Genomic DNA, 25332 nt, shown 5'->3' on the forward strand with positions numbered 1-25332 from the left:
TCACCCGCAAGGGAGTTGGGGATGAATGAGGGCAGGACGGCAGGACGGATCACGGGGGGACGCGTATGGGACTCGCCATCTGCTCGCTGAAGTACGAGGCCGCACGCTCGGGCCCGCAGAAGATCACCTATGACCGCGACGGCTACCACCTCGTCCGCTTCCCCTACGCGGCGGGCGAGGAGTCGTACGACCCCTGGAAGATGCACGACTCGCCGAAGGGCTCCACGTACCCGGACACCCACTCGGGTCTCATCCGGCCGAGTCACGACGGGTGGGGCACCCTGTCCGCGCTGGTCTTCTGGGAGCCGGATTCCGGACCGCGCGAGTTCAGGGCGCGCTTCGTGCGTGACCCGCTCGCCGGTTCGACCGGCTACGACTCGACCGCCACGACGGACTCCGCGCCGACCGGCGGCGGTCAGTACCGGTCGTACACCTGGCAGATGTTCGTGCACCCGGGAACTCCGGTCGGCCTGAAGATCTCGGTACGCGGAGCGGGTGACGCGCTGATCCGTACGCCGCTGCTCCTCGCCGAGTTCAAGCTGGCCGTCCAGACGGACGTGATCACACCGAGCGGCTGAGGCAGGTGAGTGGACCGGGGGTGCTGCTCATGGGCGGCACCCCCGTACTCACACAGTCGTGCTCGTGCCGATGCGCTTCACGCCGGGACAAGGATCCGCGCCCGCCAGGCTCCGGCCAGGGACGCGGGGGTGAGGACGGGACGCGGCACCACGATGCCGCAGTGGGTGCAGACCGGTCCCGACGACGGTTCGTGCGCCAGGTCGTGCTCCCAGCGCAGCGCCGTGCCGGTACAGACGGGACAGGCCGCGCCGGGCTCGCGCTCCAGGGCCGCGATCAGCCGGTTCAGAACCTCCGCGAGAGGCTCGGAGGGATGCACCATCGGGTCGTCGCACCAGGCGACTCCGAAGCCGCCCCAGGTCAGCCGGTGCCAGTCGTCGACCGTGCCCGGTCTGCGCAGCCCGTCGTGCTTCTCCTTGCGGCGGCGCTCCGCGAACTGCGTCTCGTACGCGAGCCAGACCGCCCGCGCCTCCTCCAGTTCGTCGAGCGCGGCCGTCAGCCGCGCCGGCTCGGGGGACCGGTCCTCGGGATCGAACCCGGCCCGCGAGCACAGGTGGTCCCAGGTCGCCCGGTGCCCGTAAGGGGCAAACCGCTCCAGGCACTTGCGCAGCGAGTACCGCCGCAGCGCCAGATCATTGCGCGGGTCGCGCGCCTGTCTCGCCAGACTCCGGAATCCGGCCATCGCCCTGCACCTCCGTCACACGTACATGTACTTCGGCGTCGTCGTCGAACGGACGTCGCCGAATAGACGTATCGACACTCGATTCGGATCCATGCCACTCCATCCGATTTCCGATGGACTCCATCAGCGGCACCTCCTGGGGTCCGTTCGTCCCAGGGGGTCGCGTGTGGCGATTCCGAAAAGGTGACGCATGTTCATCTCCAGTTGGCTGCCTACCGCCGGTAACCTCCGGCGCACCATCGTCGGGAGGATCAGGCATGCGACGGCGCATCACGCGAACCACCCAGCACAGAAGCCTCCGTAGGACTCTCAGGCGCACGGCCGCCACCGCGGTGTTCGTCCTCACGGCGGGGCTGCTGTCCCCGGCCGGTGAGGCCTCCGCCGCGGAGCCGGCACCGGCGCCCGACTACTGCGCGGGCCGGTGCGCGGACATCCTGCCGCCCGGCGCGAACGGCAGCGCCACGCTGGCCGAGATCCTCGGCCACCGTCTCCTGGGCACCCAGCCGGCCCACGCCGACGATCAACTCGGCCCCTACGACGCGCTCGCCGCCGGGTACCCGTCCCTGACGGACGACACCCTCACCCAGTTCTTCAACGACTCCTCCTTCGGGGTCCCCGATGGTCAGGTCGGTTCCGTCACGCGCCCCCGCGACGATGTGACGATCACCCGTGACAAGAAGAACGGTGTACCCCACGTCAAAGGTTCCACGCGTTACGGGACAGAGTTCGGCGCCGGCTACGCCGCAGGTCAGGACCGGCTGTGGCTGATCGACCTGTTCCGGCACATCGGCCGCGGCGAGCTCACGTCGTTCGCGGGCGGCGCCCTCGCCAACCAGGGACTCGAGCAGGAGTTCTGGCCGCAGGCCCCGTACACCGAGCAGGACCTGGAGAAGCAGGTCGAGTACATCAGGACCACCCAGGGCGCCCGGGGCAAGCAGGCCATGGACGACGCGCAGGCCTACATCGACGGGCTCAACGCCTACCGCGAGAAGTCGAAGAACGGCCGCTACTTCCCCGGCGAGTACGTCCTGACCGGCAAGATCGACGCGATCACGAACGCGGGCGAGATCCAGCCGTTCAAGGTGACCGACATGATCGCGCTCGCCTCGGTCGTCGGCGGCCTCTTCGGAGGCGGCGGCGGGGGAGAGGTCGGCCAGGCCCTCTCGCTCCTGTCGGCGCAGCAGAAGTACGGCGTCGAGCGGGGCACCGAGGTCTGGGAGTCCTTCCGCGGACGCGACGACCCCGAGGCCGTGACGACCATCCACGACGGCACGAGCTTCCCCTACGGTGCCAAGCCCCGGAACCCGCGTGGCGAGGCGCTGCCCGACAAGGGCACCGTCGAGAGCGAACCCCTCGTCCACGACCGTGAGGGCTCGGCCGAGCCGGCCGAGGCGGGGCGCAAGACCCCCGTCAAGGCACCGGCGAAGCTCAAGCCGCTCCAGGGCATGTACGACAAGGGGGTGCTGCCCGCGGACACGTTCCGGAACTCCGACTCCAAGAAGGGCATGTCCAACGCCCTCCTCGTCTCCGGCAAGCACACCGCGTCCGGCCACCCGGTCGCCGTGTTCGGCCCGCAGACCGGGTACTTCGCCCCGCAGCTCCTGATGATGCAGGAGCTCCAGGGTCCGGGCATCAGCGCGCGCGGCGTCTCGTTCGCGGGCGTCGGCATGTACATCCAGCTCGGGCGCGGCCAGGACTACGCCTGGTCGGCGACCTCGGCGGGCCAGGACATCACGGACACGTACGCCGTGGAACTGTGCGAGCCGGACGGCGCGACGCCCACCCGGCAGTCCACGGACTACCTGTACCGCGGCACCTGCACCCCCATGGAGAAGCTGGAGAAGAAGAACGCCTGGAAGCCGACCCTCGCCGACTCCACAGCGGCCGGCTCGTACCGGATGCAGGTCTTCCGCACGAAGTACGGCATCGTCACGCACCGTGCGACGGTCGGCGGCAAGCCCGTCGCGTACACCTCACTGCGCTCGACGTACCGGCACGAGGCCGACTCCATCATCGGCTTCCAGATGCTGAACGACCCGTCGTACGTGAAGGACGCGGCGACCTTCGAGAAGGCCGCGCAGCACATCAGCTACGCCTTCAACTGGTTCTACGCCGACTCGCGCGACATCGCCTACTACAACAGCGGCGCCAACCCGGTGCGCGCGACCGGTGTCGACGACTCCTTCCCGGTGAAGGCCGAAAAGGCCTACGAGTGGCGGGACTTCGACCCGACGGACAACACGGCCGCGTACGCGCCGCCGTCCCAGCACCCGAACTCCGTCGACCAGGACTACTACGTCTCCTGGAACAACAAGCAGGCCAAGGGGTTCGGCGCCGCCAACTTCAGCCTCGGGGCCGTGCACCGCGCCGATCTGCTCGACGGGCGCGTGAAGCGGCTCGTCGCCGAGGGAGGCGTCACCAGGGCCTCGCTCACCCAGGCCATGGAGGAGGCCGCCCTCACGGACCTGCGGGGCGAGCAGGTGCTGCCCGAGATCCTCAAGGTCATCCGCAGCAGGCCCGTCGACGACCCCGCCCTGAACAAGGCCGTGCAGCAGCTGGAGGCCTGGCGCAAACAAGGAGCCCAGCGCAACCAGACGTCGGCCGGCTCGCACACCTACGCGCACCCGGACGCCGTACGCATCATGGACGCCTGGTGGCCGCTCCTGGTGAAGGCCGAGTTCGAGCCGGGCCTCGGCAGCGACTTGTACGGGGCGCTCACCGGCGAACTGACCATCGACGAGTCGCCGTCCGCCGGCCACGGTCCGACCGGCGCGCACGCGGGATCGGCGTTCCAGTACGGCTGGTGGGGCTATGTGGACAAGGACCTGCGCACGGTCCTCGGGCAGCCGGTGAAGGGCAAGCTCGGCGCCGCCTACTGCGGCGGCGGCAAGCTCGACGCCTGTCGTGACGCGCTGCTCGCCACACTCGTGCAGGCGGTCGCCAGGCCCGCCGCCGAGGTCTACCCCGGCGACGACGCGTGCAAGGCCGGCGACCAGTGGTGCTCGGACACGATCATCCACCGGGCGCTCGGCGGCATCACGCACCGCGGGATCCAGTGGCAGAACCGTCCGACGTACCAGCAGGTCGTCGAATTCCCCTCGCACCGGCCGTAGTCCGGCCGCTCCCATGGGGCACGCACACGCACACGCGTGCCCCATGGGGGTCAGCCCAGTTCGCGCTCCCGCGTCTCCGGCAGGGCGAGGACGCAGAGCAGCGAGACGACGGCCATCGCGCTGACGTACCAGCCCACGGAGGACGAGCCGAACTCGCCCTGGAGCCGCGTCGCCACGAGCGGCGACACCGCGCCGCCGAGCACCCCGCCCAGGTTGTACGCGAAGGACGCCCCGGAGTAGCGCACGCGCACCCCGAACAGCTCCGGCAGGTACGCGCCCATCGGCCCGTACACGACCCCCATGCAGAACAGCGCGCCGCCCAGGGCGAGCGCGATCAGCACGGGCTGCTCGGTGTCCATGAGCGGGAAGAGGACCAGGCCCCAGACCACCGCGAGCCCGGCGCCGGCGAGCACCAGTCTGCGGCGCCCGCCCGCGTCGGAGCGGGTCGCGGCCAGCCAGGTGCCCGCCGCGAGGAAGAGGCAGGCGACGAGCGAGACCGCCAGCATCGTGTTGCGCGGGACGCCGAGGGTCGTCGTGCCGTAGGCGAGGCAGTACGTGGTCGCGGTGTAGAAGAGCCCGTACGCGACGACCATGCCGCCCGCGCCGAGCAGGATCTCGCGGGGGTGCCGCTTGAAGACCTCCAGCGCGGGTGCCCTGCTCGCCTCCTGCTCCTTCATCACCTTGGCGAACACCGGCGTCTCACTGATCTTCAGCCGTACGAAGAGGCCGACGGCGACCAGCAGGAAGGAGAGCAGGAACGGCACGCGCCAGCCCCACGAGTGGAACGCCTCGTCGTCCAGCGTCGTCGACAGGATCCAGAAGATGCCGGTCGCCGCGAAGAAGCCCACGGACGGGCCGAGTTGAGGGAACGCCGCGAAGAGACCGCGCTTGCCGCGCGGCGCGTGTTCCACGGCGAGCAGCGCCGCCCCGCCCCACTCGCCGCCGAGGCCCACGCCCTGGAGGAAGCGCAGCAGTACGAGCAGCAGCGGCGCCCACACGCCCAAGGTGCCGTACCCGGGCAGCAGGCCGACGCACGCCGTCGACAGGCCCATCAGGAGCAGCGAGGCGACGAGGACGGACTTGCGGCCGACGCGGTCGCCGAAGTGGCCGAACAGGAGCGAGCCGATGGGGCGGGCCGCGAAGGCCACCGCGTAGGTCGAGAGGGACGCGAGGGTCGCGTTGAGGGAGGAGAGGTTCGGGAAGAACGCCTCGTTGAGGACGAGGGCGGCGGCCGTTCCGTAGACGTAGAAGTCGTAGAACTCGATCGCGGTCCCGATGAAACTGGCGACGGCCACGCGGCGCAGGCTCTCGGGGCTGTCCCCGTCAGAATCCGCGCCGGTGACCGTGTTCTGCCTGGTGGAGTCGTCTTTGAGCACGTACTGCACTGTGGTTGTGCGTGTACATGGCAGTCAATACGCGAAACGGGTCGTCCCGTATCGCGAGACGCTACGTGCCGGGCCCTACTTGTACGCCAGGTACCGGCTGCGCACCGCCCGGAACGCCGCGAGTTCGCCCTGCCAGGCCGCGACCACCTCGTCCGTGGACGCCCCGGCGTCGATCATCGTCCGCACCTGGGTGGACCCGGTGAGCTTGTCGATCCAGTTGTCCGAGCGCCAGGCGAAGCCGCTCCAGGACTTCTTCGCCGTCACCAGGAGCGCGATGCCGGTGCGTACCGGGTCGTACGCGGCCCGGTCCCTGACGTGGATCTGCACGCCGCCGATCGTCTTGCCCTGGAACTTGGAGAAGGTCGGCGCGAAGTACGCCTCGCGGAAGTCCACGCCGGGCAGGTGGAGTTCATTGGCGGAGGCCGCCCAGCGCCCGTCGACGCCCTCGGCGCCGAGCAGTTCGAAGGGGCGGGTCGTGCCGCGGCCCTCGGAGAGGTTCGTGCCCTCGAACAGGCAGGTGCCCGAGTAGACGAGCGCGGTGTCGGGGGTCGGCATGTTCGGGCTCGGCGGCACCCACGGCAGCCCCGACGCGTCGTAGAAGTCGCGCCGCTTCCAGCCCGTCATCCGGACCGTCTCCAGCTCGACGGGCTTCGCCAGGTACTCGCCGTTGAACAGACGCGCCAGCTCCGTGACCGTCATCCCGTGGGCCTGGGAGATCTCGCGCCGGCCGACGAACGTCGCGAACTCCTTGTGCAGGACGGGCCCGTAGGCGTTCCGGCCGGTCACCGGGTTGGGGCGGTCGAGCACCACGAACTTCTTGCCCGCGAGCTGCGCGGCCTCCATGCAGTCGTACAGCGTCCAGATGTACGTGTAGAAGCGGGCGCCCGCGTCCTGGATGTCGAAGACGACCGTGTCGACGCCGGACGCGGTGAAGACGTCCGCCAGCGCCTGCCCGCTCTTCAAGTAGGTGTCGTAGACGGGCAGTCCGGTCGCCGGGTCGTCGTAGCGCCCTTCCGAGCCGCCCGCCTGCGCCGTGCCGCGGAAGCCGTGCTCGGGCCCGAACACCGCGGTCAGCTGCACACGTTCGTCGGCGTGCATCACGTCGACGATGTGCTTGACGTCGCGCGTGACGCCGGTCGGGTTCGTCACGAATCCGACCTTCTGCCCGGCGAGGATCCGGTATCCGTCGGCCGCGAGCCGCTCGAAACCGGTGCGGAGCCGGCCGGCGTCCTTCTCCGCGGCGAGCGCGGGGGACGCCGCGCCCGCCGTGGCGGCCACCGCCGAGGCGGTGGTGGCGGCGAGCAGGCTCCGTCTGGACACGTTCATGTGGTGACCTCCGTGATCGCGGAAGGTGGCATGTGCACGCACGCTAGCGTGCGCCGCGCCCCCGCGGAACGAAGCCGACCGCCGGCACCTCTTCCGTTGAGCTGACCGACTGCTTAGTCTGTGACCGAAAGTCGAGTCAAGGGAGACCGATGGTGGACAGCCTGCACGGCACGGGGGTCGTCGTCACCGGCGCGGGAGGCGGCATCGGAGCCGCACTCGCCCGCCGGTTCGCCGCTTCGGGAGCGCGCGTCGTCGTGAACGACCTGGACGCGGGGAAGGCCAAGGCGGTCGCGGACGAGATCGGCGCCACGGCGGTGCCGGGCGACGCCTCCGAGATCGTGCCCGAGGCGCTGGACGCCCTGGACGGCACCGTGGACGTCTACTGCGCCAACGCGGGGCTCGCCTCCGGCGGCACCGAGGACGCCGACGAGCAGATCTGGGCCGCCGCCTGGGACGTCAACGTGATGGCGCACGTCCGCGCCGCGAAGGCCCTGCTCCCCGGCTGGCTGGAGCGCGGCAGCGGCCGCTTCGTCTCCACCGTCTCCGCGGCCGGACTGCTCACGATGGTCGGCGCCGCGCCCTACAGCGTCACCAAGCACGGCGCGTACGCCTTCGCCGAGTGGCTCTCCCTCACCTACCGCCACCGCGGGCTCAAGGTCCACGCGATCTGCCCGCAGGGCGTGCGTACGGACATGCTCACCGCCTCCGGGTCGGCCGGGGAGCTCGTCCTCGCGCCGACCGCGATCGAGCCCGAGGACGTCGCCGACGCGCTCTTCGCGGGCATGGCGGAGGACCGCTTCCTGATCCTCCCGCACCCCGACGTCGCCGGGTACTACGCGGCGAGGGCCGCGACGCCCGACCGCTGGCTGTCGAACATGAACCACATCCAGCAGAAGTGGGAGGCGGCACAGAAATGAGCTCCTCGATCTACGCGGCCATGCCCTGGCTCGGGCAGCTCTCCGAGGCGCAGCGGGCCCCGGTGACCCCGGCCGACTCCGTGCTGCACGCCTTCCGCGCCGCGGTCCGCAAGGCCCCCGACCGCACCGCCGTCGCCTACTTCGACGGCCGCCTCAGCTACCGCGAACTCGACGAGCTCAGCGACTCCGTCGCCGGGCATCTCGCCGCGCGCGGCCTCGGGCGCGGCGACCGTGCCGCCCTCATGCTGCAGAACTCCCCGCACTTCGTGATCGGGCTGCTCGCCGCCTACAAGGCGGGCGCCACCGTCGTCCCGGTCAACCCGATGTACAAGTCGGGCGAGGTCACCCACGTCCTGCACGACGCCGACGTGACCGCCCTGATCTGCTCGGACCGAGCCTGGGAGGCGTATCTGCGCGAGACCGCGGCGGACTCGCCCGTACGGATCGTGCTCACCGCCTGCGAACTGGACCTCCAGACGCGGGGCGACGAGCGGGTCCTCACGTTCGAGCGCGTCGTGCCGCAGGCCGCGGACGCCGACGACCTCCTGACCGTCGCCCGCGCGGGCCACGGGGCGCCCGAAGGCCGCGACCCGGGCCCGGACGACATCGCGCTCATCAGCTACACCTCCGGCACCAGCGGCACGCCCAAGGGCGCCACGAACCTGCACCGCAACATCGCGTACAACGCCGAGCGCCAGCGCACCGGACTCGGCATCCCCGAAGGCGGCACGTACTTCGGGCTCGCGCCGCTCTTCCACATCACGGGCATGGTCTGCGAGCTGGTCTCCTCCTTCGCGAACACGGGCACCCTCGTCCTCGCGTACCGCTTCGAGGCGGGCGTCGTCCTGGACGCGTTCGCCGAGCACCGGCCCGCCTACACCGTGGGCCCCTCGACCGCGTTCATGGCGCTCGCCGCGCACCCGGCCGCGACCCGCGAGCACTTCGCCTCCTTCCAGTCGATCTCGTCCGGCGGCGCGCCGGTGCCGCCCGCCCTCGTGGAGAAGTTCCGGGCCGGCTTCGGCCCCTACATCCACAACGGCTACGGCCTCACCGAGTGCACCGCTCCCTGTGCCTCCGTGCCGCCCGGCAAGGAAGCCCCCGTCGACCCCGTCTCCGGCACCCTCGCCGTCGGCGTCCCGGGACCCGAGAGCATCGTCCGGATCGTGGACGACCTCGGCCAGGAGGTGCCCTTCGGCGAGCAGGGCGAGATAGCCGTCCGCGGCCCCCAGGTCGTGCCGGGCTACTGGAAGCGTCCCGACGCCACCGCCGAGTCGTTCCCGGACGGCGAACTGCGCACCGGGGACATCGGCTTCATGGACGCCGACGGCTGGCTCTATGTCGTCGACCGCAAGAAGGACATGATCAACGCCTCCGGCTTCAAGGTCTGGCCCCGCGAGGTGGAGGACGTCCTCTACACGCACGAGGCCGTGCGCGAGGCCGCCGTCGTGGGTGTCCCCGACCCCTACCGCGGGGAGTCGGTCAGGGCGTACGTGAGTCTGCGTCCGGGCGCCTCGGTGGGCCCGGACGACCTGTCCGCGTACTGCAAGGAGCGGCTCGCCGCGTACAAGTACCCGCGCGAGGTGGAGATCCTGCCCGAGCTGCCGAAGACGACAAGTGGGAAGATCCTCCGGCGGGAACTGCGTTCCCGTACACAGAACAGCTGATCGCAGGAGAAAGGCAGGTGGCGGCAGTGCCCAGGACGTCGGACGGAGACGGTACGCCCGTCCCTCAGAGGCTGCTCGCCGCCGCCACCCGGCTCTTCGCCGAGCGCGGTTACGACCGCACCTCGGTGCAGGAGATCGTCGAGGCGGCCGGCGTCACCAAGGGCGCGCTCTACCACTACTTCGGCTCGAAGGACGATCTGCTGCACGAGGTGTACGCGCGCGTGCTCCGCGTGCAGCAGGAGCGCCTCGACGCGTTCGCGGACGCCGACGCGCCCGTGGAGCAGCGGCTGCGCGACGCCGCGGCCGACGTGGTCGTCACGACCATCGAGAACCTCGACGACGCGTCGATCTTCTTCCGCTCCATGCACCACCTCGGACCGGAGAAGAACAAGCAGGTACGGGCCGAGCGGCGGCGCTACCACGAGCGGTTCAGGGCCCTGATCGAGGAGGGCCAGAAGGCCGGCGTGTTCTCCACGGCCACGCCCGCCGACCTGGTGGTGGACTACCACTTCGGGTCGGTGCACCACCTCTCCACCTGGTACCGCCCGGGCGGCCCGCTCGCCCCCCAGGAGGTCGCGGACCACCTGGCGGACCTGCTGCTGCGCGCACTGCGTCCCTGACGCCGCTCAGGCCCGGACACACGGCCAAGGGCCCCCGCACTCACGCCGAGTGCGGGGGCCCTTCGCTGTCGTACGGTCGCCGCGTCACTGTCCGCGGACCGTCAGTGGTCGTCCCAGTGGCCCTCGTGCCGCGCGTGGCGGTGACCGTCGTGGACGTAGTCGACGTGATCGCCGTGGGTGACGGCCTGGTGCCCGCAGTCCTGGCCGTGCTGGTGCTCGTGGCCCTGGTGCGTGGTGTGGGCGCCGGGCTCGCACTCGTCCCAGTGGCCGTTGTGCTCCGCGTGCAGGTGCCCCTCGTGCGCGTAGTCGACGTGGTCGCCGTGCGGCACCGCCGTGTGGCCGCAGCCCTCGCCGTGGGTGTGCTCGTGGACGGGGTGTTCCTGGTGGAGAGTGGTCATGAAGTCAGACTAGCCGGAAATGCCCGAATGATTCTGCTATGGGACCCTTATGGCTGTTCCTGTGACCTTCGCGAGGAGTACGCCGGATGAAGGCGATCAGCTACAGCGGCTACGGCGGTCCCGAGGTGCTCGAGTACGGGGAGGTGCGCGACCCCAAGGTGGGGCCCGACACCGTCCTGGTGAAGGTCAGGGCCGCGGCGGTGAACCCCGTCGACTGGAAGGCCCGCGAGGGCTACCTGGCCCCGGCGCTCGACGCCGTCTTCCCGGTGATCCCCGGCTGGGACGTGTCCGGCGTCGTGGTCCAACCCGGCGCCTCCGTCACCGAGTTCGCCACCGGCGACGAGGTGATCGGCTACGTACGCGAGGACTTCCTCTCCCGCGGGACGTTCGCCGAGTACGTCGCCGCGCCCGTGCGCACCCTGGCCCGCAAGCCCCGGAACCTGACCTACGAGGAGGCCGCCGGGCTGCCGCTCGCCGGGCTCACCGCCTACCAGGTCCTGACCGGAGCCCTCGCCGTGCAGGAGGGCGACGTGGTGCTGGTGCACGCGGCGGCTGGCGGCGTCGGGTCGATCGCGGTCCAGCTGGGCCGCCACCTCGGCGCCCGCGTCATCGGCACGGCGAGCGAGCGCAACCACGACTTCCTGCGGGAGCTGGGCGCCGAACCCGTCACGTACGGGGAAGGCCTCGCCGAACGCGTGCGGGCCCTCGCGCCGGAGGGCGTGGACGCCGTGTTCGACACGGTGGGCGGGGAGGCCCTGAAGGTGTCCGCGGACCTGCTCGCGCCGGGCGGCCGGCTCGCGTCGATCGCGGACGCCTCCGTCGTCGACCTGGGCGGTCACTACGTCTTCGTGCGCCCCGACGCCGCCGACCTCGCGCGCCTCGCGGACCTCGCGGAACAGGACGTGGTCACGGTGCACGTCGACGAGACGTTCCCGCTGGAGCGGGCCGCGGACGCCCAGCGGCTGAGCGCCGAGGGCCGCACCAGGGGCAAGATCGTGGTCACCGTTTGGACCGACTGACCGACTGACCGACTGACCGACCGATCGAGACCGGCTGCCGGGGACCGAAGACGGCCCCCACCGCGTCGGGCCGCGTCGGGGGGCGTCACACCACCAGTGTCGCGAACGCGGCCAGCGCCACCGAGCAGGCCACCGCCACCACGGCCGCGCGGGCGGTCATCACCGGCGGTCTCGCCTCGTGCAGTGCCAGATCGCGGATCCGGCGGTGCGCCACCGCCAGGAACCCCAGCCACGCCAGGAAGCACAGGGCCGCGCCCAGCACACCGAGGGTGTCCGTGTCGCCGTGCAGCGCCGCCCTGGCGGCGAGGACCGCCGCCACGGTGCACGACAGCGTCGTCCGCCGCCAGGCGAGCCGTGTCCGCGCGGGCTGGAGCCCCGGATCGCGCCCGGCCGCCGCCGCGCCGCCCTGTCCGTCGACGGGTGGCTCCGACGGGCCGCTCACCCCGCCCACCCGGCGAGCACGACCACCACCATCGCGACGGCCACCAGCGCCACGACCACGCTCAGCAGCGCCGGGAACCGCGAGACGGGCAGGTCCTCGCCCCGCCGCATCGCCCGCTCGCAGCGCACCCAGTGGCTGACCGCCCGCAGGGAGCACAGGGCGCCCGCCGCGAGCAGCGCGAGCGCGAGACCGGCCCGCCAGGCCCAGCGCAGGTCCGGCAGGAACTGGTCCACGGCGAACCCGCCGCCGATCAGCGCGAGCGCCGTGCGCAGCCAGGCCAGGAACGTGCGCTCGTTGGCCAGCGAGAAGCGGTAGTCGGGCGTATCACCGTCGTCCCGCACCCGCTCGGGCGCGAACCAGAGGCGGACGCTGCGCACAAATTCGATCACGGGGCGACCCTATCCGGGCGGCCGCGGCAGCCCCGCGGCCCGTGTCCGGTGGGCCCGCAGCCGCTCGTACGCGTCGAGCCCGTCCGGCACCCACGGCCACTCGGGAAGCCGCCGCTCCAGCTCCTCGTCGGTGAGGAAGTCGTGCCAGGCGACCTCCTCGGCCTGCGGGTTCACGGGCAGTTCGCAGCGCACCTCGTACAGGTACGACCACCAGGTCCGGCCCGCCCCGTCGTCGTACAGGAACTTGAACAGGGGCTCGGGGCGGGGCAGCCCGAAGACGCCGAGCTCCTCCTCCGCCTCGCGCAGCGCCGCGTCGTCGTAGGACTCCCCGGCGCCCACGACGCCGCCGACGAACATGTCGTACAGGGACGGGAACACCAGCTTGGTCGGTGTGCGGCGGTGTACGAAGATCCGGCCGCCGCCGTCCCTGGCCTGGATGAACACGCACCGGTGGCGCAGTCCGCGGGCGTAGGCCTCGCCGCGCGGGGCCTGCCCGACCACCCGGTCGTGCTCGTCGACGATGTCGAGGACCTCCGCCGCCGGATCCGGGGCGTCGGCGGCGTGTGTGGGATCGGTGGGAGGGGTCATGCGCCCATGAGACCAGACCCGGCAGACCCTCGGTGGATCAGACCCCGACCCCTGCCCGGTCCCCCTCCCGAGGGCCCGTGGTCGGCATCGCCGGATGCATCCCGAGCAGCACGATCCCCGCCACGATCGCCGTGAGCCCGGTCGCCTGCCAGGCGAGCGCACCGGCGTCCGTGCGCAGTTGGTCGCCCATGAAGCCGACCCCGCACGCGATGCCCGCGAGCGGCTGCGCGGCCGTCAGTGCGGGCAGCGACATCCGCAGCGGCGCCATCTCGAAGGCGCTCTGCACCAGGATCAGGCCCGTGATGCCGAGCGCCAGGACTCCGTACGGCTGCCAGCTGGTGAACAACTCGCCCAGGCCGCCCGACGAGAAGAGCTGCCCGCTCATCCGCGTCAGCGCGTCCTGCACCCCGTAGAGGAGCCCGGCCGCCACGCCCAGCAGGACGGGGGCCGAGCTCATCCGTGACTTCTTCGCGTACGCGGTGAGCAGCAGCGCGCCGCCCACCATCACGCCGATGATCAGCCAGCGGCGCAGCGGGTCGGTGACCGCGTCGCCGCTGCGTGGCTCGCCCGCCACGATGAAGGCCGTCACCCCGCCCGCGAGCAGCGCCAGGCCCGACCACCCCTGTTTGCCCAGGGGCTGGCGGGTCTGGTGGCGCGAGAGGGCGAGCGCGAACAGGAGGTTGGTCGCGAGCAGCGGTTCGACGAGGGAGATCTCCCCGTTGCCCAGCGCGATCGCGCCGAGCACCATGCCGGCCACCATGAAACCTATGCCGAACAGCCAGCGGGGCACCCGTACGAGGTCGAGGAGCAGGCGCGGCGACAGGAAGTCGTTCAGCGGGGCGTGCTGCGCCGCGTTCTGCTGGAGCACGAATCCGACGCCCAGGCAGAAGGCCGCGGAGACGGCGAGGACGAGTACGAGAACCGACACGCTGCGCACCTCGAGAATGCAGGTATCAAGATCGGCCATGGGCGGGTCGTTGCACGGGTGTAAGGCCGACGATAGCGCCCCGCGGGACGGGCTGCCCCGCGAGTGACCCGGTCGGCGAGGTTGACGCCGCCCACCCCCGTACCCAAGATCTGACCCACCGGTAACTTTCGAGAGGGACGGACCCCAATGACGACGTACGACGCGGACGTGATCGTGATCGGGGCGGGCCTCGCCGGGCTCGCCGCGGTGGCGGAACTCGTGGACGCGGGCCGCAAGGTGATCCTCCTGGACCAGGAGCCGGAGCAGTCCATCGGCGGGCAGGCGCACTGGTCCTTCGGCGGCCTCTTCTTCGTCGACTCGCCCGAGCAGCGCCGCCTGCGGATCAAGGACAGCCATGCGCTCGCGCTCCAGGACTGGATGGGCACCGCCGGCTTCGACCGCGCCGAGGACCACTGGCCGCGCAAATGGGCCGAGGCGTACGTCGACTTCGCCGCGGGCGAGAAGCGGTCCTGGCTGCACCGGCAGGGCGTCCGGTTCTTCCCCGTGGTCGGCTGGGCGGAGCGCGGCGGCTACGACGCGAACGGGCACGGGAACTCGGTGCCGCGCTTCCACATCACCTGGGGGACCGGTCCCGGCCTCGTCGCGCCCTTCGAGCGCCGGGTCAGGGAGGGGGTGGCGCGCGGTCTGGTCGAGCTGAGGTTCCGGCACCGGGTGACCGGCCTGTCCCGCAGCGCCGGTGCCGTCGACACCGTCAGCGGCGAGATCCTCGAACCGTCGTCCATCGAGCGCGGCCAGGGCAGCAGTCGTACGGTCACGGGCTCCTTCGAGCTCACGGCGCAGGCCGTGATCGTCACCTCCGGCGGCATCGGCGGAAACCACGACCTCGTCCGCGCGAACTGGCCCGAGCGCCTCGGCACCCCGCCCGAGAAGATGCTCTCCGGCGTGCCCGCGCACGTCGACGGCCTGATGCTCGGGATCACGGAGAACGCGGGCGCGCACCTCATCAACCGCGACCGCATGTGGCACTACACCGAGGGCATCGAGAACTGGAACCCCATCTGGGACAAGCACGGCATACGCATCCTGCCGGGCCCGTCCTCGCTCTGGCTCGACGCGCGCGGCGAGCGTCTGCCCGTGCCGCTCTTCCCCGGCTTCGACACCCTCGGCACCCTCGACCACATCATGAAGACCGGGTACGGCTACACGTGGTTCGTGCTCAACCAGCGCATCATCGGCAAGGAGTTCACCCTCAGCGGCTCCGAGCAGAATCCGGACCTGACGGGGAAGTCCGTGCGCGGAGTCATCGACCGCGCCCGTGCCGACGTGCCGGCGCCCGTCAAGGCGTTCATGGACCATGGCGCCGACTTCGTCATCGAGAAGGACCTCCCGGCCCTGGTGCGCGGCATGAACGCCCTCGCCGAGAAGTCGTCGGGTCCGCTGATCGATGAGGCCGCGCTGCGCAGCACGCTCGTCGCCCGCGACCGCGAGATCGCCAACCCCTTCACCAAGGACCTCCAGGTGACCGCCATCCGCGGCACCCGCAAGTTCCTCGGCGACCGCCTCATCCGCACCGCGGCGCCGCACCGCATCCTCGACCCGAAGGCGGGCCCGCTGGTCGCCGTGCGCCTCAACATCCTCACCCGCAAGTCACTCGGCGGCCTGGAGACCGATCTGTCCTCGCGCGTCCTGACCGAGGGCGGCGAGCCGCTGCCGGGCGTGTACGCGGCGGGGGAGGCGGCCGGGTTCGGCGGCGGGGGAGTGCACGGCTACCGCTCCCTCGAAGGGACCTTCCTCGGCGGCTGCCTCTTCTCGGGCCGCACGGCGGGCCGCGCCGCGGCCGCCGCGACCGGCTGAATCTCGCCTTGACAGCTCCCCGGACCTTTCCTGACGGTCCGGGGAGCTGTCTCGTGTCACCATCTCAACTGTCGAGGTGGGAGCGGTAATTGGTGGATCACGAGGGTGAACTCGGAGGATTGTGAAACGAGTTGGTGAAGGTCATCCCTTGGTCTGCTCTTGACTCGGAGTACCCGGTACCGCTTTGCTGTGCGTGATCACCTCAAGCAAGCCGCGTCGTAGAGGATTTCCTGCGGTGCCCCCACCTCCGCCACCACTCGGGCGTGCCCGCAAGCGGGCCGCTCCCCCGTTCGACTCCGCGCTCGACGACAGCGACCTCGTCGCCGCCCGCGCGGCCCTCGCTCAGGGGCGCTGGACCGAGGTCAGGGAACTGATCTCGGCCACCGGCGACGACTGGGACCGCCGCGGCCACCGCATCGTCGTCCTCGCCGAGGAACCGACGACCACTGCATGGGTCAGGGACTGGCGGCTCGCCGAACCCGAATCCGCCGACGCGGCCGTCCTGCTCGCTCTCGCCGCCGTGCAGCGCGCCCGGACCGGCAAGACGCGCCCCGAGAAGGCCCGCGACGCCTGCCGCGACGCGGCGGCCCTCGTGCCCGCCGACCCCACGCCCTGGCTCGGACTCCTGCTCCTGGAACGGGACATGGGCCGCGAGGAGGACGTCGTCCGCCTCTTCGACGAGATCCGCCACCGCCACGCCGAGCACCACCACGCCCATCACCTGATGGTCGCCAGACTCGCCGAACGCCGCCCCGACGCCGGCCAGGACCCCCTGCACGAGGTGTACGACTTCGCGTCCTGGGCCGCCGAACAGGCGGGCCCCGGATCACCGCTCGCCGTCCTCCCCGTCATCGCGCACGCCGAGCGCTACCGGGTCCTCGCCGCCGCCGGCAGCGAACCGTCCGACCCCAAGGCCTCCGGACACTGGACGGGCCGCCGCGCCCGCCTCGTGATGAAGGCCGCCTTCGACTGGTGGCTCGAATGGGGCACTCCGGAGCGCCCCGCCCATCCGCGCGGCCGCGTCGACCTGAACTTCCTCGCCCACGCCAAGTCCTGCGAGGGCAGGCCCGCGGAGGCCGCCGCGCTGTTCCACCGCATCGGCCGGCACGCCACCGCCGCCCCCTGGTCGTACCCGGACCGCGATCCGCACGAAGCCTTCCGTGCCGCCCGCGGTGCCGCGCTCGGTACGGCCTAGGGCGACGCCCCCGGAAGACCCAGACACCCGCACCAGCAGCGCTCATCCACAGGGAAGGGACAACCCCGCCATGACGACGGGCAGTTCGAGCACGAGCGACACGGCACGACCCCCCGAGTCCGATGCGGGGATCAGCACGTTCAAGGGGCAGGACAGCGCCCTGCGCGCCGGCCGCCTCGGCACGGCGGGCCTGCTCCTGTCCGTGCTGGCCGCGACGGGACCGCTCATGGTGGTCGCCGGCGTCATGCCCACCACGTTCGCCGTGATGGGCGTCGTCGGGCAGCCGCTGCTCTTCCTCATCCTGGGCGTCGTCCTCGCCCTGTTCAGCGTCGGTTACGCCGAGATGAGCCGGCACGTCCACAACGCCGGTGCCTTCTACGCGTACATATCCCGCGGCCTCGGCCCGACCGCCGGCGCGGGCGCCGCCCTGGTCGCGCTCGTCGCCTACAGCGTCCTCCAGGTCGGCATCTACGGGATGTTCGGCTTCGAGGTGTCCAACCTCTTCGCCACCTACCTCGACCTGAGCATCGCCTGGTGGATCCCGGCGCTGGTGGCCGTGCTCGCCGTCGGCGCGCTCGCCCTGCTGAAGATCGACGTGAACGCGCGCGTGCTCGGCGTACTCCTGCTCGTCGAGGTCGCGCTCGTCGTCGTCTTCGACGTCGCGGCGATCGGCGACCCGGCCAGGGAAGGCCTGTCGCTGCACGCCTTCAACCCCGACACCCTCACCGGCGCGGGCGTCGGCACCGCCCTGTGCTTCTGCATCGCCGCCTTCACCGGCTTCGAGCAGGCGCCCGTGTACGCGGAGGAGACCAGCCGCCCGCACATCCTCGTGCCGCGCGTGATGTTCATGGCGGTCGGCTTCGTCGCCGTCTTCTTCGCCATCAGCTCATGGGCGCTCACCGTCGCCGCCGGGCCCTCCGCGATCATCCCGACCGCGCAGAAGCAGAGCGCGGGCCTGATGTTCTTCCTGACGGAGAGCCGGCTCGGCGGCACCTTCACGGACATCGTCCACGTCCTGTTCGTCACCGGCATGTTCGCGGCGCTCCTCAGCTTCCACAACGTCGTCTCGCGCTACGCCTTCGCCATGGGCCGCGAGGGCCTGCTGCCCGCCACGTTCGGCCGCACCAACAGCTCCAGCGGCGCGCCCGGCACCGGCTCCCTGCTCCAGACCGCTCTCTCCCTGATCGTCGTCGTGGCCTTCGCGGTCACCGACGACGGCAAGGCGGGCGACCCGACGGCGCCCGTGCTCAAGCTCTTCACCTGGGGCGGCAACGTCGGCGCGCTCGGCATCATCCTGCTGATGGCCGCCGCCTCGCTGGCCGTGATCGTCTTCTTCGTCAGGCGCGGCGCCGCGGGCGCCCAGATCTGGCGCCTGATCGCGTCGGGCATCGCCGGGATCGCGCTGCTCGTCATCGCGTTCTACACGGTCAAGGACTTCGACGTCCTCGTCGGCTCGGGCCCCGGCTCCTCCCTCAACTGGGTGCTGCCCGGCATCATCGCGCTGGCCGCCGTCGTCGGCCTCGTCCACGGCGTCGTCCTGCGCGGGCGGAACCCCGAGGCACACGCCGGGATCGGCCTCGGCAACGAGGCGTTCCAGCTGGAGAAGGCGGCCGGCGTGCCCGCCGAGAAGTGACAGAACGCTGACGAACACCCGTGGCCCCTGGCCTCCGGAGGTCACGGGTGCTCGAATCAGTGTGTGAACCCGGAAGAACCCGTACCGCCCGAGCGGGACGAGCAGCGCGGCGCGCCCGTCGGCCGCCGCCTCGTCCTCGGCATGCTCGGACTCGGCGCCCTGGGCGTCGCCGCCGCGCCCACCCTCCAGCGCGGCCTCGAATCCTTCCTCGGCAGCGCCGCGGACAAGGACCCCACCGGTCTGACGGACCTCCTGCCGAACGGCGGCGGCTTCCGCTACTACTCGGTCGCCTCATCGGTCCCGCACAGATCGGCCGCCGACTACCGCCTCACCGTCGACGGCCTCGTCGACCGGCCCACCACCTACACGCTCCCCGCGCTGCGGGCGCTCCCGCAGACCCGGCTCGTGCGCGACGTCCAGTGCGTCACCGGATGGCGCGTGCCGCAGACCCCCTTCGAGGGCGTACGCCTCTCCAGCATCCTCGACGCGGCCGGGGTCCGGCCCTCGGCCAAGGCACTGCGGCTGACCTGCTTCGACGGAACGTACAGCGAGAGCCTCACCCTGCCGCAGGCCCGCCGCGCCGACGTGCTCGTCGCGCTGCGCATGCAGGACAAGCCTCTCGGCCACACCCACGGCGGGCCCGTCCGGCTCTACGTCGGCCCCATGTACTTCTACAAGTCGGCGAAATGGCTGTCCGGCATCACCGTCACCGACCGCGTCGAACCCGGCTACTGGGAGAACCGCGGCTACGACGTGGACGCGTGGGTCGGCCGCTCGAACGGACGCGACGATGAACCCACCCACTGAACTCCCGGCGCACGTAAGGCGCTTCACCCGCTCCGAGACCTGGGTCCACTGGTCCATGGCGGCCCTCACGGGCGTGTGCATTCTGACGGCGGCCTGCCTGTACGTACCCCAGTTCGCGGAGCTCGTCGGCCGCCGCGAACTCGTGGTCACGCTCCACGAGTGGTCCGGTCTCCTGCTGCCCGCGCCCTGTCTCGCCGGCCTCGCGTCCCGCGCCTTCCGCGCCGACCTGCGCCGCCTGAACCGCTTCGTCCCGCACGACCGCACCTGGCTGCGCTCCGCCCTGCGCCGCTCGGGCCCGAGGCCCGCGGGCAAGTTCAACGCGGGCCAGAAGCTGTACGCGGGCTGGCTCGCGGGAGCCGTCCTGGTGATGCTCGGCACGGGCCTGCTCATGTGGTCCACCCTCCCCCAAGCTCTCGGCTTCGCTGGAGCAGGGGGGACCTCCATCGTGCCCCTCACCTGGCGTACGGGCAGCACCTTCGTGCACGACTGGCTGTCCCTCGCCCTCGGCATCGTGGTCGCCGGGCACATCGCGAAGGCGTGGGCCGACCCCGAGGCGCGCCTCGGGATGCGGACCGGGTTCGTGGGGAGGGAGTGGGCCGAGCGCGAGCACGGCGAATGGCTGCCGTGACGGCGCCGTACTACGCGCCCGCGCCGAAGTCCAGGAGTACCTTGCACGCCCGCGCGCGGTCCGCGGCCAGCGCGAACGCCGACTCCGCGGCCGCCACCGGCACCACCGCGCTGATCAGCTCCGCGAGCCCCGGCTGCTCCGCGAGCAGCCGCAGCGCGTCGTCGAACTCCGTGTCGAAGCGGAACGCCCCGCGCAGCTCGATCTCCCGGCTGACCACGAGGTTCCCCGCGAACGGGCTCTGCCCCGGCGGCAGCATCCCCAGCTGGACGACCACACCGCCGCGCCGCACATGGCGCAGGCAGCTGTCGAGCCCGGCGGCCACGCCCGACGCCTCGACAGCCGCGTCGGCCTCGTCGGGCCAGCCCCTGTCGGCCGGGTCGTCGGCGCGTACGAGGGTGTCGGCGCCGGCGAGCCGCGCGTGACGGAGCGCTTCGGGCAGAAGGTCGGTGGCGGTCACGTGTGCCGCTCCGGCGGCTTTGGCCGCGGCGACGACGAGGCAGCCGATCGGGCCCGAGCCGGTCACCAGGACGTGCTTGCCCGCGACCGGGCCCGCCCGGCGCACCGCGTGCAGCGCCACCGCGAGGGGCTCGGCGAGGGCGGCCCGGTCGAGCGGAAGCCCGTCGGGCACGGCCCTCAACTGGCCGGCGGGGACGGCGATCCGCGCGGCGAAGCCGCCCTGGACGTGCGGGGTGCGGGCCGCGCTGCCCAGGTAGCGGGTGTCACGGCACACGTGGCGCCGTCCGTCGACGCACTCGGGGCAGGTCCCGCAGGGGGTGGCGGGATGCACGGCGACGGCCGTGCCCGGCGCGGGACCGGTGGCGCCGTCCCCGTACGACAGGACCGTGCCGACGACCTCGTGGCCGAGCAGCATGGGTTCCTTGAGCCGGAAGTCGCCGACGCCGCCGTGGCGCCAGTAGTGCAGGTCCGACCCGCACACCCCGCCGTAGCGGACGGCGACGAGCGCCTGGCCCGGGCCGGGTTCGGGGGAGGGGAGTTCGTCGACGCGCAGATCTCCCGCGCCGTGGATCACGCAGCCCAGCATCAGGTCTCCTCCAGCCATGAGGTCTTCTAGAGAACGCTCGTCATGCCGCCGTCGACGTAGAGGATCTGCCCGCTGACGAAGTCGGACGCGGGGGAGGCCAGGAACAGGGTGCCGCCGACGAGGTCGTCGGTGCGGCCCCAGCGGCCGGCCGGGGTCCGGCGGCGGACCCAGGCGCTGAACTCCTCGTCGCGGACGAGCGGTTCGGTGAGCTCGGTCTCGATGTAGCCGGGGCCGAGCCCGTTGACCTGGACCCCGGAGGGGCCCCAGTCGGCGCACATGCCCTTGGTGAGCATCTTCAGGGCGCCCTTGGTGGCGGCGTAGGGCGCGATGCCGGGCCGCACCACCTCGCTCTGCAGCGAGCAGATGTTGATGATCTTTCCGTGACCGCGTTCCACCATGCCGCGGGCCGCCTCGCGGCCCACCAGGAACGCGCTCGTCAGATTGGTGTTCAGGACCCGGTGCCAGTCGGCGTCGGTGAACTCCAGGAGCGGGGCGCGCAGCTGCATGCCCGCGTTGTTGACGAGGATGTCGAGCGGCCCCACCCGCTCCTCGACCCCGGCGATCCCGGCGGCGACGGACGGTCCGTCCGTGACGTCGAACGCCGCGGTGTGGACCGGGCTGTTGCCCGTCTGCTCCGACAGCCGCCCGGCCGCGTCCGCGAGGGCGGACTCGTCACGTCCGTTGAGGACGACGGTCGCGCCGGCCTCCAGGAGGCCGCGGGCCAGGGCGAACCCGATCCCGCGGCTGGAACCGGTCACCAGGGCCGTGCGGCCGCCGATGTCGAAGAGGGGGTGGGGCATCGCTCAGTACTCCAGTCGCTCCGGAGGGAGCCTGCTCATGTGGTGGCCGGGGCCCTTCTTTCGGATCTTGACGTGCTCGCCCGATCCGGAGGAAGGGCCCTAGATGACCAGGGACAGCAGCAGGACCAGGCCACCGGCGACGACCGAGATGATCGTCTCCATGACGGACCAGGTCTTGATGGTCTGCCCGACGTCCAGGCCGAAGTACTCCTTCACCAGCCAGAAGCCCGCGTCGTTCACGTGGCTGAAGAAGAGCGAGCCGGCGCCGATCGCGAGGACCAGCAGGGCCGTGTGCGCGGTCGACATGTCGGCCGCGAGCGGCGCCACGAGGCCGGCCGCCGAGATGGTCGCGACGGTGGCGGAGCCCGTGGCGAGGCGTATGACGACCGCGATCAGCCAGGCGAGCAGCAGAGCCGGGATCGACCAGTCCTTGGAGATGTCGAGGACCATCTGGCCCACGCCCGAGTCGATGAGGGTCTGCTTGAAGCCGCCGCCCGCGCCGACGATGAGGAGGACGCCCGCGATCGGGGCGAGCGACTTCTCGACGGTGGAGGACAGACGGTCCTTGGTGAACCCGGCCGCGCGGCCCAGTGTGAACATGCCGACGATCACGGCGGCGAGCAGGGCGATCAGCGGCGAACCGATGACGTCGAAGACGCGCTGCACGGTGTGCTCGGGCTTGTCCACCACGATGTCGACGAGCGCCTTGGCGAGCATCAGGACGACGGGGAGCAGGATCGTGGCGACGGCCGCGCGGAAGCTGGGACGCTTCTCCAGGTCGTCGCTGGCGCGCGCCGGGGTCATCTTGTCCGGGGCCTGGACGTCCACCCAGCGGGCGGCGACCTTCGAGAACAGCGGACCCGCGATGATCACGGTCGGGATGGCGACGAGGACACCCAGGGCGAGCGTGACGCCGAGGTTGGCGCCGACGGCGTCGATCGCGACGAGCGGGCCGGGGTGCGGCGGGATCAGGCCGTGCATGACCGACAGGCCGGCGAGGGCCGGGATGCCGATGCGCATCACCGAGTAGTTGCCGCGCTTGGCGACCATCAGGACGACCGGGATCAGCAGCACGATGCCGACCTCGAAGAACAGCGGCAGACCGATCACCGAAGCGATCAGGACCATCGCCCACGGCATGGCGCGCCCGCCCGCCTTGGCGAGGATCGTGTCGACGATCTGGTCGGCGCCGCCCGAGTCGGCGAGCAGCTTGCCCAGGATCGCGCCGAGCGCGATCAGCACACCCACACCGGCCACCGTGGAACCAAGGCCCGTGGTGAAGCTGACGATGGTCTTGTCCAGGGGGGCGCCCGCGAAGGCTCCCAGGGCCAGGGAACCGATGGTCAGCGCCAGGAAGGCGTGGACCCGGAACTTGGTGATGAGCAGAACGATGACAGCGATGCCCGCGAGGACGGCGATCCCCAGCTGGGCGTGGCCCGCCGAGGTGATCGGTTCGACGGCATCCGCTGCCAGCGTCTCGACGCTGAGACTGGTCACGGTTCTTCCTTGGTGTGGGTGGGGACTTCTGGAACTACTTCAGCGCCGGGCGCTGGGGGACGGGGACCGGCCTCAGAGGTCGGCGAGGGCCGCGACGGCCCGCTCCGTGATCTCCTCGGGGCTGCCCGACACATCGACGTCGACGCCCGCCTCGTCCGCCGCGAGCGGCTGGAGCGTGGCGAACTGCGAGTCCAGCAGGGCCGTGGGCATGAAGTGCCCCTGGCGGTGCGACATCCGGTCCTCGATCAGGGCGCGGTCGCCTGTGAGGTGGACGAACACGACTCCGGGGGCCTCGGCCCTGAGCCGGTCGCGATAGCTCCGCTTGAGGGCGGAGCTGCTGACGACGCCGCCGAGTCCCGCCCTTCCGTGCGCCCACTCGCCGATGGCGTCGAGCCACGGCCACCGGTCGTCGTCGGTCAGGGGGGTGCCGGCCGACATCTTGGCGATGTTCGCCGGCGGGTGGAAGTCGTCGCCCTCGGCGTACGGGACGCCGAGCCTGTCTGCGAGCAGGGGGCCGATCGTGGTCTTGCCGGTCCCTGCTACGCCCATGACTACGACGACGTGGGGGGTGCGTCGTGTCTTCATCGCGTCCTCGCTGTCTTCTTCGACATCGCTGTGTCACGCCACTGAAACCTGAATGGTCGGACAAATTCAAGGGACTGTGACATAAAAGTCTGACTTTTTATTCCGTCGACCCGCCTCGTACGCTGACGTCATGACCACACAGGGCCGGGGGCTGCACGCCCACGTACTGGAGAACCTCGGCCCCGCCATCACCGCCGGGGAGTACCCACCGGGCAGCGTGCTGCGCACGGACGAACTGGCCCAGCGGTACGAGGTGTCACGTTCGGTCATGCGGGAGGCCGTACGGGTGCTCGAGTCGATGCACCTCGTGGAGTCCCGGCGCCGGGTCGGCGTGACCGTGCGGCCCACCGAGGAGTGGAACGTCTACGACCCGCAGGTCATCCGCTGGCGGCTGGCCGGCGCGGACCGGCCGCGGCAGTTGCGCTCCCTCACGGTGCTGCGTTCGGCGGTCGAGCCGGTCGCGGCCGGCCTCGCCGCGACGCACGCCACGGCCGAGCAGTGCGCGGCGCTCACCGAGTGCGCGCTCGGCATGGTCGCCACGTCACGCGGCCAGCAACTGGAGGCGTACCTCGTCCACGACATCGAGTTCCACCGGGTCGTCCTGAACGCGTCGGGCAACGAGATGTTCGCCCGGCTCGGTGACGTGGTCGCGGAGGTCCTCGCGGGCCGTACGCACCACCAGGTGATGTTCGAGGACCCGGACCCGGCGGCCGTGTCACTCCATGTGCAGGTCGCCGAGGCCGTCCGCGAGGGGGACGCGGCCCGCGCGGAGGCACTCACGCGCGAGATCGCGGTGGGCGCGCTCGAGGAACTGGACATCCTCGCGCCCTGAGCGCGCAAGCCCGCGACTATTCGATGAAGTCGCCGTCGACGTACACCCATGCGCCGTCGAGCCGTATGAACCTGCTGCGCTCGTGCAGCGAACCGGGCCGCCCGCCGTCGGTGTAGCGGGCCCGGAACGTCACCGTGCCGGTGCTGTGGAACGCCGAACCCTCGGTCGTCCCCAGGATCTCCAGACCGGTCCACTTCATGCCCGGCTCGAAGGTGACGGCCGGGGGCCGGGTGGCCGGGTGCCAGGTCCGCAGCAGATACGCGGCGTCCTTGACGGTGAAGGCGCAGTAGCGGGACCGCATCAGGGCCTCCGCGGTCGGCGCGTTCGCCCGTCCGGAGTGATACCGGCCGCAGCAGGTGTCGTACGCGGAGGGGAGCCCGCAGGGGCAGGTGGGGGCGGGGCGTGACATGCG

General features: G+C 71.5%; 25 protein-coding genes. 12 read left to right on the top strand and 13 right to left on the bottom strand.

From position 1 onward, the window contains the following. Window positions 1–65: 65 nt before the first annotated feature. Window positions 66–578: a hypothetical protein gene (locus tag OHO83_RS34360; RefSeq protein ID WP_330280225.1), complete on the top strand. Its 513-nt coding sequence runs from the start codon at window positions 66–68 to the stop codon at window positions 576–578. A gap of 77 nt (window positions 579–655) precedes the next feature. Here the strand turns inward: OHO83_RS34360 and OHO83_RS34365 are convergent, their stop codons facing one another. Beyond that, a complete protein-coding gene (locus OHO83_RS34365) occupies window positions 656–1258 on the bottom strand; it encodes a hypothetical protein (protein WP_266668787.1) in 603 nt (200 codons plus the stop codon). A 257-nt stretch (window positions 1259–1515) separates the two neighbouring features. On the opposite strand from OHO83_RS34365, the gene OHO83_RS34370 reads away from it, so the two are divergent. After that, window positions 1516–4371 (top strand): penicillin acylase family protein, encoded by a 2856-nt coding sequence (locus tag OHO83_RS34370; RefSeq protein ID WP_266668785.1) that lies wholly within the window; start codon window positions 1516–1518, stop codon window positions 4369–4371. Between the two features lie 50 nt (window positions 4372–4421). Here OHO83_RS34370 and OHO83_RS34375 read toward each other — a convergent pair whose 3' ends face one another. Both OHO83_RS34375 and OHO83_RS34380 read right to left on the bottom strand, forming a co-directional pair. Further along, window positions 4422–5747 carry an MFS transporter gene (locus tag OHO83_RS34375; RefSeq protein WP_330280226.1) on the bottom strand — a complete coding sequence of 442 codons (1326 nt, stop codon included), beginning with the start codon at window positions 5745–5747 and terminating at the stop codon, window positions 4422–4424. 84 nt (window positions 5748–5831) lie between these two features. Further along, window positions 5832–7082, bottom strand: a complete 1251-nt coding sequence (locus tag OHO83_RS34380) for an exo-beta-N-acetylmuramidase NamZ family protein (RefSeq protein ID WP_330280227.1) — start codon at window positions 7080–7082, stop codon at window positions 5832–5834. 149 nt (window positions 7083–7231) lie between these two features. On the opposite strand from OHO83_RS34380, the gene OHO83_RS34385 reads away from it, so the two are divergent. Genes OHO83_RS34385 through OHO83_RS34395 form a run of 3 tightly spaced genes read left to right on the top strand, consistent with a single transcriptional unit; the run spans window position 7232 to window position 10283 of the window. Next, the gene (locus OHO83_RS34385) at window positions 7232–7999 is read left to right on the top strand and encodes an SDR family oxidoreductase (RefSeq protein ID WP_329435893.1); all 768 of its coding nucleotides are present in this window, start codon (window positions 7232–7234) and stop codon (window positions 7997–7999) included. Then, entirely contained in the window at window positions 7996–9663 is a 1668-nt protein-coding gene (locus OHO83_RS34390) for a class I adenylate-forming enzyme family protein (RefSeq protein ID WP_330280228.1), read from the top strand. Before OHO83_RS34385 ends, OHO83_RS34390 begins: the two co-directional genes overlap by 4 nt. A 26-nt stretch (window positions 9664–9689) precedes the next feature. Next, window positions 9690–10283 carry a TetR/AcrR family transcriptional regulator gene (locus OHO83_RS34395; protein WP_266676224.1) on the top strand — a complete coding sequence of 198 codons (594 nt, stop codon included), beginning with the start codon at window positions 9690–9692 and terminating at the stop codon, window positions 10281–10283. A gap of 101 nt (window positions 10284–10384) precedes the next feature. On the opposite strand, the gene OHO83_RS34400 is transcribed toward OHO83_RS34395, so the two are convergent. Beyond that, the gene (locus OHO83_RS34400) at window positions 10385–10681 is read right to left on the bottom strand and encodes a hypothetical protein (protein WP_266668775.1); all 297 of its coding nucleotides are present in this window, start codon (window positions 10679–10681) and stop codon (window positions 10385–10387) included. An 86-nt stretch (window positions 10682–10767) separates the two neighbouring features. Here OHO83_RS34400 and OHO83_RS34405 point away from each other — a divergent pair, with 86 nt between their 5' ends. Then, entirely contained in the window at window positions 10768–11700 is a 933-nt protein-coding gene (locus OHO83_RS34405) for an NADP-dependent oxidoreductase (protein WP_266668773.1), read from the top strand. An 85-nt stretch (window positions 11701–11785) separates the two neighbouring features. Here OHO83_RS34405 and OHO83_RS34410 read toward each other — a convergent pair whose 3' ends face one another. Genes OHO83_RS34410 through OHO83_RS34425 form a run of 4 tightly spaced genes read right to left on the bottom strand, consistent with a single transcriptional unit; the run spans window position 11786 to window position 14047 of the window. Further along, window positions 11786–12142: a DUF202 domain-containing protein gene (locus OHO83_RS34410; RefSeq protein ID WP_330280229.1), complete on the bottom strand. Its 357-nt coding sequence runs from the start codon at window positions 12140–12142 to the stop codon at window positions 11786–11788. After that, complete coding sequence (locus tag OHO83_RS34415; protein WP_266668769.1) at window positions 12139–12531, bottom strand: YidH family protein; 393 nt, start codon at window positions 12529–12531, stop codon at window positions 12139–12141. The genes OHO83_RS34410 and OHO83_RS34415 overlap by 4 nt, the downstream gene beginning before the upstream one ends. 9 nt (window positions 12532–12540) lie before the next feature. Further along, entirely contained in the window at window positions 12541–13119 is a 579-nt protein-coding gene (locus OHO83_RS34420; protein ID WP_266668767.1) for an NUDIX hydrolase, read from the bottom strand. A 37-nt stretch (window positions 13120–13156) separates the two neighbouring features. Next, on the bottom strand, window positions 13157–14047 hold the full coding sequence (locus OHO83_RS34425; protein ID WP_266668765.1) for a DMT family transporter: 891 nt from the start codon (window positions 14045–14047) through the stop codon (window positions 13157–13159). A gap of 186 nt (window positions 14048–14233) precedes the next feature. Here OHO83_RS34425 and OHO83_RS34430 point away from each other — a divergent pair, with 186 nt between their 5' ends. The 5 genes from OHO83_RS34430 (at window position 14234) to OHO83_RS34450 (ending at window position 20164) form a co-directional block, all read left to right on the top strand. Then, window positions 14234–15901 (top strand): FAD-binding dehydrogenase, encoded by a 1668-nt coding sequence (locus tag OHO83_RS34430; protein WP_266668763.1) that lies wholly within the window; start codon window positions 14234–14236, stop codon window positions 15899–15901. A 235-nt stretch (window positions 15902–16136) separates the two neighbouring features. Further along, entirely contained in the window at window positions 16137–17096 is a 960-nt protein-coding gene (locus OHO83_RS34435) for a hypothetical protein (protein WP_330280230.1), read from the top strand. Between the two features lie 70 nt (window positions 17097–17166). Continuing rightward, window positions 17167–18729 (top strand): APC family permease, encoded by a 1563-nt coding sequence (locus OHO83_RS34440; protein ID WP_330280231.1) that lies wholly within the window; start codon window positions 17167–17169, stop codon window positions 18727–18729. Between the two features lie 141 nt (window positions 18730–18870). Continuing rightward, window positions 18871–19536, top strand: a complete 666-nt coding sequence (locus tag OHO83_RS34445) for a molybdopterin-dependent oxidoreductase (protein ID WP_266676222.1) — start codon at window positions 18871–18873, stop codon at window positions 19534–19536. After that, window positions 19520–20164: a cytochrome b/b6 domain-containing protein gene (locus OHO83_RS34450; protein ID WP_266668757.1), complete on the top strand. Its 645-nt coding sequence runs from the start codon at window positions 19520–19522 to the stop codon at window positions 20162–20164. The genes OHO83_RS34445 and OHO83_RS34450 overlap by 17 nt, the downstream gene beginning before the upstream one ends. 10 nt (window positions 20165–20174) lie before the next feature. Here OHO83_RS34450 and OHO83_RS34455 read toward each other — a convergent pair whose 3' ends face one another. The 4 genes from OHO83_RS34455 to OHO83_RS34470 all read right to left on the bottom strand — a co-directional run bounded on the left by OHO83_RS34455 (window position 20175) and on the right by OHO83_RS34470 (window position 24088). Further along, a complete protein-coding gene (locus tag OHO83_RS34455; RefSeq protein WP_330280825.1) occupies window positions 20175–21206 on the bottom strand; it encodes an L-idonate 5-dehydrogenase in 1032 nt (343 codons plus the stop codon). A gap of 26 nt (window positions 21207–21232) precedes the next feature. Continuing rightward, the gene (locus tag OHO83_RS34460) at window positions 21233–22006 is read right to left on the bottom strand and encodes an SDR family oxidoreductase (RefSeq protein ID WP_266668755.1); all 774 of its coding nucleotides are present in this window, start codon (window positions 22004–22006) and stop codon (window positions 21233–21235) included. 99 nt (window positions 22007–22105) lie between these two features. Next, on the bottom strand, window positions 22106–23503 hold the full coding sequence (locus OHO83_RS34465) for a GntT/GntP/DsdX family permease (RefSeq protein WP_266566119.1): 1398 nt from the start codon (window positions 23501–23503) through the stop codon (window positions 22106–22108). A gap of 72 nt (window positions 23504–23575) precedes the next feature. Next, window positions 23576–24088: a gluconokinase gene (locus OHO83_RS34470; protein WP_266668753.1), complete on the bottom strand. Its 513-nt coding sequence runs from the start codon at window positions 24086–24088 to the stop codon at window positions 23576–23578. Window positions 24089–24218: 130 nt separating this feature from the next. On the opposite strand from OHO83_RS34470, the gene OHO83_RS34475 reads away from it, so the two are divergent. Next, a complete protein-coding gene (locus tag OHO83_RS34475; RefSeq protein ID WP_330280232.1) occupies window positions 24219–24920 on the top strand; it encodes a FadR/GntR family transcriptional regulator in 702 nt (233 codons plus the stop codon). A 16-nt stretch (window positions 24921–24936) separates the two neighbouring features. Here the strand turns inward: OHO83_RS34475 and OHO83_RS34480 are convergent, their stop codons facing one another. Continuing rightward, entirely contained in the window at window positions 24937–25329 is a 393-nt protein-coding gene (locus OHO83_RS34480; RefSeq protein WP_330280233.1) for a YchJ family protein, read from the bottom strand. Between the last annotated feature and the right edge of the window lie 3 nt (window positions 25330–25332).

It is taken from the genome of Streptomyces sp. NBC_00569 (genome assembly GCF_036345255.1).
Lineage (GTDB): Bacteria > Actinomycetota > Actinomycetes > Streptomycetales > Streptomycetaceae > Streptomyces.

Coding starts and splice junctions, on each gene's coding strand:
- OHO83_RS34430 (WP_266668763.1), top strand. CDS start 14,234: ATGACGACGTACGACGCGGACGTGATCGTGATCGGGGCGGGCCTCGCC.
- OHO83_RS34445 (WP_266676222.1), top strand. CDS start 18,871: ATGCTCGGACTCGGCGCCCTGGGCGTCGCCGCCGCGCCCACCCTCCAG.
- OHO83_RS34440 (WP_330280231.1), top strand. CDS start 17,167: ATGACGACGGGCAGTTCGAGCACGAGCGACACGGCACGACCCCCCGAG.
- OHO83_RS34460 (WP_266668755.1), bottom strand. CDS start 22,006: ATGCCCCACCCCCTCTTCGACATCGGCGGCCGCACGGCCCTGGTGACC.
- OHO83_RS34370 (WP_266668785.1), top strand. CDS start 1,516: ATGCGACGGCGCATCACGCGAACCACCCAGCACAGAAGCCTCCGTAGG.
- OHO83_RS34450 (WP_266668757.1), top strand. CDS start 19,520: ATGAACCCACCCACTGAACTCCCGGCGCACGTAAGGCGCTTCACCCGC.
- OHO83_RS34365 (WP_266668787.1), bottom strand. CDS start 1,258: ATGGCCGGATTCCGGAGTCTGGCGAGACAGGCGCGCGACCCGCGCAAT.
- OHO83_RS34390 (WP_330280228.1), top strand. CDS start 7,996: ATGAGCTCCTCGATCTACGCGGCCATGCCCTGGCTCGGGCAGCTCTCC.
- OHO83_RS34400 (WP_266668775.1), bottom strand. CDS start 10,681: ATGACCACTCTCCACCAGGAACACCCCGTCCACGAGCACACCCACGGC.
- OHO83_RS34385 (WP_329435893.1), top strand. CDS start 7,232: ATGGTGGACAGCCTGCACGGCACGGGGGTCGTCGTCACCGGCGCGGGA.
- OHO83_RS34470 (WP_266668753.1), bottom strand. CDS start 24,088: ATGAAGACACGACGCACCCCCCACGTCGTCGTAGTCATGGGCGTAGCA.
- OHO83_RS34380 (WP_330280227.1), bottom strand. CDS start 7,082: ATGAACGTGTCCAGACGGAGCCTGCTCGCCGCCACCACCGCCTCGGCG.
- OHO83_RS34455 (WP_330280825.1), bottom strand. CDS start 21,206: ATGCTGGGCTGCGTGATCCACGGCGCGGGAGATCTGCGCGTCGACGAA.
- OHO83_RS34360 (WP_330280225.1), top strand. CDS start 66: ATGGGACTCGCCATCTGCTCGCTGAAGTACGAGGCCGCACGCTCGGGC.
- OHO83_RS34480 (WP_330280233.1), bottom strand. CDS start 25,329: ATGTCACGCCCCGCCCCCACCTGCCCCTGCGGGCTCCCCTCCGCGTAC.
- OHO83_RS34405 (WP_266668773.1), top strand. CDS start 10,768: ATGAAGGCGATCAGCTACAGCGGCTACGGCGGTCCCGAGGTGCTCGAG.
- OHO83_RS34475 (WP_330280232.1), top strand. CDS start 24,219: ATGACCACACAGGGCCGGGGGCTGCACGCCCACGTACTGGAGAACCTC.
- OHO83_RS34420 (WP_266668767.1), bottom strand. CDS start 13,119: ATGACCCCTCCCACCGATCCCACACACGCCGCCGACGCCCCGGATCCG.